This is a genomic window from Microbacterium sp. UBA3394, from assembly GCF_002358725.1.
Classification (GTDB): Bacteria; Actinomycetota; Actinomycetes; order Actinomycetales; family Microbacteriaceae; genus Microbacterium; species Microbacterium luteum.
The window spans coordinates 303-9963 of sequence record NZ_DEPK01000080.1 but is presented as its reverse complement, the minus strand read 5'-3'; the positions used below and the strand labels follow the sequence as shown (position 1 = coordinate 9963).

The window sequence follows — 9661 nt, the reverse complement described above, 5'->3', positions numbered from 1 at the left end:
CCATGACGCCAACCACACGGAACAGCCGAGCGTCAGCGCCATTGTCGCCGATGCCGCCAGGGCCCATCCACGTGATCCGGGGCGATGGCGGGTGGTCCGGCGTCGAGCACCGGCGACGTGGGCGCCGGCACTGCCGTGAGGGACCGCAGACGCGGCCACGGCTTCGTCCACGAGCGTGCGCGTCGCCGGTGCCGGTGCCGGTGCCGGTGCCGCGACGGTGTCGATGTCCCCCACCGTCGGCGTGTCCCATGCAGCAGCGGCACGCTGGGGCGACGGCGCGAGGTCGCCGTGCGGGTGCGCGAAATCGCGCACGTGAGCCGCCACCTCGACCGCGGTCGGACGCGCGGTCGGATCGATCGCCGTCATGCGAGCAAGGAGTGGCGCCCATTCCGGCCCCACGGACGGTGGGATGAGCGGTTGGTTCGTGAGCCGGACGACGACGGATTCCACACCCGTGGCCTGGGGAAACGCGCGCTGCCCGGTGAGCGCCTGCAGGAGCACCAGCCCGAGCGCGTACACGTCTGCCGCAGGCGCCGGGCTCTCTCCGCGCACCTGCTCGGGAGCAAGGAAGGCCGCCGTGCCGACGACGAGGCCGGGCTCGGTGAATCGCTCGGTCCCGGCCAGGTGAGCGATTCCGAAGTCGGCGAGTCGTGCCCGGTGGCGTTCCGCCGCACGACGCTCAGCCGCCAGCAGGATGTTCGCCGGCTTCACGTCGCGATGGACGATGCCCGCAGCGTGCACCGCGGCGAGAGCTTCCGTCAGGTCGAGGGCGATAGCGCCCACTTCATCGCTGGGCAACGGGCCACCATCGAGTCTTTCGGCGAGCGTCACGCCGTCGACGAATTCCATCACGAGATAGGTCTGGCCGTCCTCCGCGATGCGCGCGTCGAACAACGTCACGAGCCCGGGATGATTCAACGATGCCAGCAGTGCCATCTCGCTCCGGGCACGATCCGCCGCTGCGGCATCCTGATCGCGCAAGCGTTTGATCGCCACCGTCCGGCCGAGTTGCGTGTCTTCGGCGCGAATGACGTCCGCCATGCCGCCGCTTCCGAGCACCCCCATCGCCCGGTAGCGACCACCGATGAGCTCACCGGTGGTGAAGGGAAGTGAAGGGGGCATGCAGGTTCCATCCGCGTCGGGTGCGATATCGCGAAGCTACCGAGAACGCCGACGCGATCAGGGGCCCTTGACTCTTGCGCGGAATGCTGATTGCCAGACCCACCCCGCGATTTCGCGAAGGGCCGGGGCTCATGCCCACACGACAAAACCCCCGGAATTCCGGGGGTTTGAATCGGTAGCAGGAGCGGGGCTTGAACCCGCGACCTCACGATTATGAGTCGTGCGCTCTCACCAACTGAGCTACCCTGCCGCGACGCATCCGCGGTCTGTGTGGATGCTGCGAGCCCCGAGTCAGGATTGAACTGACGACCCCTTCCTTACCATGGAAGTGCTCTGCCACTGAGCTATCGGGGCGTGCCACCCGCAAGCGGGCAACTCAAAGAGGATATCAGGTCGCCGCATCCCCTTGAAATCGGATCAGCCCCCGGCGTGCTCGCGGAGCCACGGCAGCGGATCGATGGCCGTCTCGCCTCCCATGAGCACCTCGAAGTGAAGGTGCGGCCCCGTGGAGCGGCCGGTGTTGCCGACCAGACCGATGGTCGTGCCGACCTCGACCTCCTGACCGACCTCGACCTGGAGCGACCCGTACTGCATGTGCGCGTAATGGGTCGAGACGAGTTCGCCGTCGATGACGTGATCGATGATGACGTGCACCCCGTACGCACCGCCCGACTCGGTCGCCACCCGCACGACGCCGTCAGCGACAGCCTGGATGGGCGACCCCAAACCGGGAACGAAGTCGATTCCCTCGTGAAGGGCACCCCAGCGCATGCCGAATCCGGAGCTCATCGGGACTCCGACGGCGAACGGCCACTGAATCTCGGCGTTCGGGTCGTTGTAGAACAGGTCGGAGGTCTGGGTGATGCCCGATTCGGCGGCGAGCTCGGCATAGGTCTCGGTGCCGTAGCTCTCGCTGCGCTGAATCTGGAGGTTCTGCACACCTTCCGGCGCGACGTACGCCTGGATCTCGTCGGCCTCCTCGGCCGTCAGGTCGGTCGCTCCGGGAGCGATGACCGTGCCCGCGACGCTCTCCCCCGTGGCGGCGGCGAGCGCTTCGGCCGGCGTGGTGGTACCGACGGCCAGAAGCGTCACGACACTCATGACGCCGATCGAGAACGACGCGGTCGCCAGGCGCTTGAAGGAGGCACCCGACACCCGGCGGGACACCCGGGGAGCGGCCGCCGATGCGCCGAGATCCGCTGCAGGCGCCTCACCGTCGGCTGGGTCCTCGGCCGCGACCGTTCGCTGCACGGGCGTCTCGCCGGTGAAGTTGAGCCGCCGCGCGGCGGTGTCGAAGTCGTCGATGACCGGAGCGTCGCTGTCCCTCTCGTCCGTCGGGACGTCGGACGCCGACCGGTCCACACCGGTCACCTCGGTGACGATGACCGAGGGCTCGGGCGCCTTGGCGGCATCCATCGTCGCCGTCTCGGGGGCGGACTCATCGACCGGGATCACACCGGTGACGGCGCGGGCCGCTCGCGCAGCGCGGCGCGATGTCGGCGCCGCGGGCTGGGGAGACGCGGGAATCATCGGGATGTCGGCCGAGGACGCTGAGCCGTGACGTGGGACCGCGTGCTCGACGGCCGGAAACTCCGCCGACGACGCCGGGGCAGGCGCGCGGTGAGCACGGCTGGAGCGTCGGGTGGGCGCGGGCTCAGCCAGGGGGGAATCGGGAAGCAAGCGGGTGGGGCTCTCGGGTCGAGTCGCGGGGGAAGCGACGGTCTTTCGGGGGAATAGACCCTTCTCACCGACCGAACGGTGAAAAGTAACGATCGGGTAAACACCCTACCCGCGCGACCCTGAGAACTCCATCCGTGGACATGCGGTTCGGCGAATCCATATGTGACGTTTGTGTTTCAGGCCGGGCGCGACGCGACGGCGACCAGCTGCTCGATCAGCGCAGGACCGGCGGCCACCGTCAGCGGGCGCTCCTGATCGTCGATCCACGCGATCTCACCGCCCGACTCGGTGACGAGCAGATCGGCGGCGGCGTGGTCCCAGGGCTTGAGTCCGCGTTCGAAGAAACCGTCGACCCGGCCGGCGGCGACGTACGCGATGTCGAGCGCGGCGGCGCCGATGCGGCGGATGTCGCGGGCGAGGGGCATCACGCGGCCGACGAGCGCGAGGTCGGCCGCGTGAGTGGCGGCGTCGTAGCCGAAACCCGTGGCCAGCAGCGCTCCGGCGGGGCCGGGTGCGGCGTTGACGCTCAGCTGACGTCCGTCGAGCCACGCTCCGTGACCGGCGGCGGCGTGGAACAGCTCTCCCTGGGCGGGGCTGTAGACGACACCGGCGAGCACCTCCCACTCCCCCGGCGTCGGCGTTCCGGTCACAGCCGCGACGCTGGTCGCGTATGCCGGGATGCCGAACGCGTAGTTGACCGTGCCGTCGATCGGGTCGACGACCCACGTGATGCCCGACGTGCCGGCGTGCGTGCCGCCCTCCTCGCCGAGAAAGCCGTCATCGGGGCGTGCGACGGCGATCCGGTCACGGATGAGCGTCTCGACCTCGCGGTCGGCCTCGGTGACGATGTCGGCCAGGGCCGACTTCGTCGCGGCGATCGCCACCCCCTCGCTGCGACGACGACGGGCGAGGTCGCCGCCCTCTCGAGCGACGGCGATCGCGATGGCCTCGAGTTCGGCGGCAAGCGTCATGCTTCCACGCTATACGCCGGGTGGTTACGGTGAAGGCATGGTCGCCGTCGCCGCGCACACCCATGACGTCGTCATCGTGGGCGGGGGCCACAACGCGCTCGTCGCCGCCGCCTACCTCGCCTGAGACGGTCGCTCGGTCGCGGTCCTCGAACGCCTCGGCCACGTCGGCGGCGCCGCGGTGTCGGAACGGCCATGGGCCGGAGTCGACGCACGCCTGTCGCGGTACTCCTACCTGGTGAGCCTCCTGCCCCGCCACGTGATCGACGACCTCGGGCTGCGGGTGCGGTTGACGCGCCGGCGATACTCCTCGTACACGCCCGATCCGCTCCATCCCGATCGCGGTGTCCTGATCGACACGGCGGATGCGCAGGCCACAGCGGACTCCTTCGCGCGCGTCACCGGGGACCCGCACGAAGCGCGACGCTTCGCCGACCTGTCCGACCGCCTCGGCGCCGCCGCCGCGGCGACCTTCCCGTCGATGACCTCTCCCCTCCCGTCCGCACCGGAGATGAGGGCTCGATGGGGCGACGACGGCCTGTGGGAGGCGCTGGTGGAGCAGCCGCTCGGCGGCCTCGTACGCGCATCCGTCACGTCGGATATCGCTCGAGGCATGGTGCTCACCGACGGCCTGATCGGCACGTTCGCCGCCGCCGATGATCCGTCTCTCCGGCAGAACCGGTGCTTCCTGTACCACGTCATCGGCGGCGGAACCGGCGACTGGGATGTGCCGGTCGGCGGGATGGGACGGGTGACGAGCGAACTCGAACGGGCCGCCCGCGCCGCGGGCGCGCAGATTCTCACGGCGGCGCCCGTGACGGCGATATCGCCCGACGGCGAGGTGCACGTGGGCGGCGACGAGCCCCGCGTGCTGAACGGTCGGATCGTGCTCAGCGGCGTGGGACCCGCCGTGCTCGCCGACCTGCTGCGCGCGGGCGGGGAGGATGCCGCCGATTCGAGCGCAACGGTCGAGGGCGCGCAGCTGAAGGTGAACATGCTGCTGCGTCGGCTGCCGCGGTTGCGGGATGCACACGTCGCGCCCGAGGCGGCGTTCGCGGGCACGTTCCACGTGAACGAGACGCTCTCGCAGTTGGACTCGGCGGCAGCCGCCGCGCAGGCCGGTCGCGTGCCGGATCTGCTTCCGGCCGAGATCTACTGCCACTCGCTGTCCGACCCGTCGATCCTCGGTGCCCCGTTGCGGGCGACGGGCGCGCAGACGCTCACCCTCTTCGGGCTGCACGTGCCGCACCGGCTGGCGGCGGGCCGCGACCCGGACGCGTATCGGAGCGAACTGCTCTCCGCGGCCGAACGGTCCCTCGACGCGGTACTGGGCGAGCCGCTGGCCGGCTGCCTCTACGAGGATGCGGACGGAGACCCCTGCATCGAAGCGCGCACGACAGCCGACCTCGAAGCGTCCCTCGGCATGGTCGCCGGGGACATCTTCCACGGCCCGCTGTCATGGCCGTGGGCGGAACCCGGCGAGACGCTCGACACTTCCGCACGACGGTGGGGTGTCGCCACCGCGCACGACCGGATCCTGCTCTGCGGCTCCGGCGCGCGACGAGGCGGCGCGGTCAGCGGTCTCGGCGGCCACAACGCGGCGATGGCGGTCCGGGAGATCCTCGGAGCGTGACGCTCGCGGATCCCGACGGGCGTCACGCGTCGAGGTCGCGTGAGTCGAACGGTCGGGTGCGCGGCGGCAGCGGCGGGGGCGGCGGGTAGCCCTCGTAGCCGGGCGCGGCCGGCGGGGTGTCTGCGTCGCGGGCATCCTCCTGGGCACCGGAGCGCTGGGGACCGGCGGGGAACGACTCCGTGGCCGGAGCGGGCCCCCAGGGCATGGGCGAGGGCGGCTGCTGGCGCGCGGCGTGACCGGCGGCCGATGTCGGCTGCGGTTCGCCTCCGCCGGGCTCCCCCGCCGGCTGAGCCGGCGCGGGGTCATCGGCGGGCGCCGGCGGCACCGGCGGAGCGGTCTCCGGCGGCCGCTGCGCGGAAGGCTCGGGTGCGGCGGTCTGCGGGGCGTACGCCGGTGGCTCGGCGACGCCTGGTGTCGGAGCGGCGGCCGCCGGGGGCGGGTACGTCGGCTCGGGCTGATACGCGGGCGTCGGCTGCTGTGCGGCGCCGGGCTGCGCGTAGGGCTGAGTGGGGTAGCCGGTGTAGTAGGCGTTCCAGTCGGGGCTTCCGTCGACGAGAACCGGCAGCGGAGTGCGACCGTCGACGTAGGTCGGCCAGGCCACCGGCGCCGGCCGGGCACGCGGCGGGCGGGGTGCGAACAGGGCGTTCACGAGCGGCAGCAGCGCGGTGCCGACGGCGGCGAGGATCGTGATGGCGACGACGAAGCGCCAGTAGAGCGAGGCGAATCGGATGTACTCGTGGAAGGCGAGCGGCAGCACGAGCATGACGGCGAGGATGGCCACGAGGCTCACCGTCACGGCGTAGACCACGAGAGTGAAGGTCGTGCGGTTGCGCTGCAGCGCCTTGGTGAACAGGCGCACGTGCAGCAGCGCGAGCTGCAGCACCAGCACGATGAGCAGGAACTGCACGAAACGGCCGAAGCCGCTGTAGAAGGAGCGCTCCGGCATCCAGATCATGGTCGCCCCAAGCAGCAGGATGACGATCCAGACGCCCATGCTCGCCAGCGCGAACCACGCCGGTCGACGTGGCGCGAGATGCGCATCCAGCAGGGCGGCACCGGCGAAGCCCGCCAACAGCAGGATCGTGAGGAAGGCCCGACCGATGATGCCGTTGTCGGAGCCGACGAACACCCACACCACGCACACGAACGCGGCCGCGATGAGCGCGCCGATCGCGACCCAGATCGCGGCACGGATCAGCTTCGAGCTCGAGGTCTCGTCGGCCGGGGCTTCGGGTGGATAGGGCGCAGTCATGGTCGAACCTTTCTCCGCGGGTGCTCCGCATCGACCATCCTCGCACGGGGTCATCGACCCGGGCGAGGGTCAGGCGGCGGGCTGTGGATGAACCGGGAACGACGAAAGGCCCCGCGCATCGCGGGGCCTTTCACATGAGTGGCGAGTGAGGGATTCGAACCCCCGAAGTCGAAGACGGCTGATTTACAGTCAGATCCCTTTGGCCGCTTGGGTAACTCGCCAAGTGCGCACCTGTCCGGCTTTTCCAGTCGACCAGAGGCGCGATCAACAATCTTACCCCCGGATACGCGCCCGCAGAAATCGACGCAGGCGGTCCCCGATGCCCCGCGGCATCACGTGCCGATGCGGTCGATATCGGTGTCATCGAACACCGACGGCAGGCGCAGTAGCGCCCCCTCGAAGCGGCACGTGGCAGCCGCCGCATCCATCGCGTCGACGAGGATCTCCCGCCAATCGGGCACGACCGCGCCCTCGGCGTCGGCGAGGGCGGCGATCGTCACCGCGAATGACGCGTCGCCCGCCCCCATCGTGTCGACGATCGGCCCGGGCATGGTGGAGATCGGCTGTGTGATGGACTCCGTGCCGGCGACGATCGTCGCGCCGTCGCGCCCTCGCGTGGCGAGCACCGCGGTGGCTCCGGCCGCGCGCAGTCGCTCCACGACGGTGTCGAGCCCCTGCCGGTACAGCAGCGTCGCGTCGTCGTCGCCCACCTTCACGAGGTCGGCCGACGCGGCGAGCGCCTCGAACCCGCGCACGAATTCGGCGCGGTCGTGCATCATCCCCTCGCGCGGATTCGGATCGAGGGCGACGACGGATGTCTCGAGAGCGTCGGCGAGCGCCTCGGCCTCGGCGGGGACATCGAACGGGAAGCAGCTGACGGCCACGACCGCGGCCGTCGAGATCGCAGCGCGTTCGGCCTCGCCGAACCGGATGCTGCGGTTCTGCGCCGCCTCGTTGAACTCGTACACCGGCTCGCCACCGGGACCCCGCGTGCTGACAGCGCGCGACGAACCGCGCGGCGCAGGAGAGGCGAGGAGCTCGACGTCGTAGTCGTGGAGGTAGGAGCGGATGTGATCGCCGGATTCGTCGTCGCCGACCATCGCGATGAGCGTCGTGGGAACGCCCAGCCGAGTGAGCCCGACCGCCACGTTCAGCGCCGCTCCCCCGACGAACTCCCGCACTCCGCGCTCGTCGCGGATCTCGTCGATGAGCGCGTCGCCGATGACGACCACCGAGCCGGTCATGCGGCCTCCGCCACGCGGTTCACGAGCGCTTCGGCGCGCTGGCGGGTGCCATCGATACGGCGGTCGACACTCGCCCGCATCTCGTTCGGAGCCAGCGGCGCGGCAAGCCGAACGTTCTCGTGACACGACAGGTCGGCGCAGATGTACGTGCCGATGCTGTCGCCGTTGTCACCGGCATCCCCCGCTTTGCGCGCCGTGAACAGGGCGACCTGGTCGCCGGGCTGCATCGTGTGGCACAGGTTGCACATCGCCGGGCGGGCGTGGGACGAGCCCGAGCTCGCCCGCAGCACCACACCGGTCGGTTCCCCGCCGACCTCGGCGATCATGTAGCCCCGGCCGCGGGTCTGCGGATCGCGCCATGCGAAGAAGTCGGTGTGGTCCCACTCCGTCAGCACGAAGTCGGCGGGCAGCTTCACCCGCGTGATCTCCTCGGGTGCGGCGTTCACGAACGACTCGCGGACGTCGTTCTCGGTCAACGGGCGCATGCAGCCTCCTCGTCCGGTGTGCGGCCAGTCTAAGGACTCCGCCGACGGCTCCGGGAGGCATCCGCCCGTCATGCCCGCTCCCCGCTTGTGGAGGCCGCGGCCGCTTCTGTCCCGCCGGTGTCGGGAGCATCCTGCCTGCCCCGGATGAGGAATCCGAAGCCGAACGCGATGAAGAACATCAGCACGCCGTAGACCGCGGCGGGAAGGCTCAGCTCGACCGACCCCAGCACCGTCTGGGCGATGACGATCGCGAGGGTGGCGTTGTGGATGCCGATCTCGAACGACGACGCGATCGCCTGCGGGCGTCCGACTCGCACCAGTCGCGGAACGAGGTATCCGACCGACAGACTGAGCGCACAGAACACGATGGTGATGAGCGCGAGGCGCCCGGCGTTCTCGACCAGCAGCGCCCAGTTCGCCGCGACGGCCCCGGTGATCACGACGACCAGGACGAACACCGAGATCACCCGCACGGGCCGGTCCATCCCGTGGGCGAACCGCGGCCAGAGTCGGCGCACGATCATGCCGCCGATGACGGGAAGCAGCACGATCGCGAACACCTCGAGGGTCTTGGCCCACTGCAGGCCGAGCTGATCGTCGAACGGATCGAAGTACCAGATCGCGAAGTTCGTGATCAGCGGGAGGGTCACGACGGCGATGACCGAGTTCAGGGCGGTGAGTGAGATGTTCAGGGCGATGTCGCCGCGGAACAGGTGTGAGTAGAGGTTTGCTGTCGTGCCACCCGGCGAGGCGGCGAGCATCATCATCCCGACCGCGAGGATCGACGGGAGCTGGAACAGGATCACCAGGCCGAAGCACAGCACCGGGAGGAGCAGCAGCTGACACCCGAGGGCGACGAGCACGGCCTTGGGCTGCGTTGCGACACGGCTGAAGTCGCGCGGCGTGAGGCTCAGCCCGAGGCCGAACATGATGATCCCGAGCGCGACAGGAAGTCCTATGGTGGTCAACGCTGATCCCATCCGTTCAGTGTGTCGGATGCCGCCCNNATCGAAGTACCAGATCGCGAAGTTCGTGATCAGCGGGAGGGTCACGACGGCGATGACGGAGTTCAGGGCGGTGAGCGAGATGTTCAGGGCGATGTCGCCGCGGAACAGGTGTGAGTAGAGGTTCGCGGTCGTGCCACCCGGCGAGGCGGCGAGCATCATCATCCCGACCGCGAGGATCGGAGGGAGCTGGAAGAGAATCACCAGACCGAAGCACAAGACCGGGAGGAGCAGCAGCTGACACCCGAGGGCGACGAGCACGGCCTTGGGCTG

7 protein-coding genes, 3 tRNA genes and 1 pseudogene are annotated in these 9661 nt (G+C 70.1%); 1 reads left to right on the top strand and 10 read right to left on the bottom strand.

Translation table 11 applies throughout. The features are described 5' to 3' along the window. The 5 genes from B4E30_RS04575 to B4E30_RS04555 all read right to left on the bottom strand — a co-directional run. A partial coding sequence (locus B4E30_RS04575; RefSeq protein ID WP_286793683.1) for a serine/threonine-protein kinase occupies positions 1-1122 on the bottom strand: 1122 nt, incomplete at its 3' end. Between the two features lie 176 nt (positions 1123-1298). Continuing rightward, a tRNA-Met gene (locus tag B4E30_RS04570) sits at positions 1299-1372 on the bottom strand. 32 nt (positions 1373-1404) lie between these two features. Further along, positions 1405-1476 (bottom strand) — tRNA-Thr (locus B4E30_RS04565). A gap of 63 nt (positions 1477-1539) precedes the next feature. Beyond that, positions 1540-2652, bottom strand: coding sequence for a M23 family metallopeptidase (locus B4E30_RS04560; RefSeq protein ID WP_286793682.1), 1113 nt, complete (start codon positions 2650-2652; stop codon positions 1540-1542). A gap of 326 nt (positions 2653-2978) precedes the next feature. Beyond that, positions 2979-3773, bottom strand: a complete 795-nt coding sequence (locus tag B4E30_RS04555; RefSeq protein WP_071043812.1) for an inositol monophosphatase family protein — start codon at positions 3771-3773, stop codon at positions 2979-2981. 37 nt (positions 3774-3810) lie between these two features. Between B4E30_RS04555 and B4E30_RS04550 the strand changes: the two are divergent. Beyond that, positions 3811-5403, top strand: a pseudogene (locus B4E30_RS04550) (phytoene desaturase family protein). Positions 5404-5425: 22 nt separating this feature from the next. Here B4E30_RS04550 and B4E30_RS04545 read toward each other — a convergent pair. The 5 genes from B4E30_RS04545 to B4E30_RS04525 form a co-directional block, all read right to left on the bottom strand. Next, positions 5426-6655, bottom strand: coding sequence for a hypothetical protein (locus B4E30_RS04545; RefSeq protein WP_286793681.1), 1230 nt, complete (start codon positions 6653-6655; stop codon positions 5426-5428). A gap of 139 nt (positions 6656-6794) precedes the next feature. Then, a tRNA-Tyr gene (locus B4E30_RS04540) sits at positions 6795-6876 on the bottom strand. A gap of 111 nt (positions 6877-6987) precedes the next feature. After that, the gene (locus tag B4E30_RS04535; protein ID WP_194384703.1) at positions 6988-7899 is read right to left on the bottom strand and encodes a carbohydrate kinase family protein; all 912 of its coding nucleotides are present in this window, start codon (positions 7897-7899) and stop codon (positions 6988-6990) included. Next, entirely contained in the window at positions 7896-8384 is a 489-nt protein-coding gene (locus tag B4E30_RS04530) for an FBP domain-containing protein (RefSeq protein ID WP_194384702.1), read from the bottom strand. The genes B4E30_RS04535 and B4E30_RS04530 overlap by 4 nt, the downstream gene beginning before the upstream one ends. Before the next feature lie 68 nt (positions 8385-8452). After that, the coding region (locus B4E30_RS04525) for a bile acid:sodium symporter (RefSeq protein ID WP_286793680.1) at positions 8453-9661 on the bottom strand (1209 nt) is incomplete at its 5' end.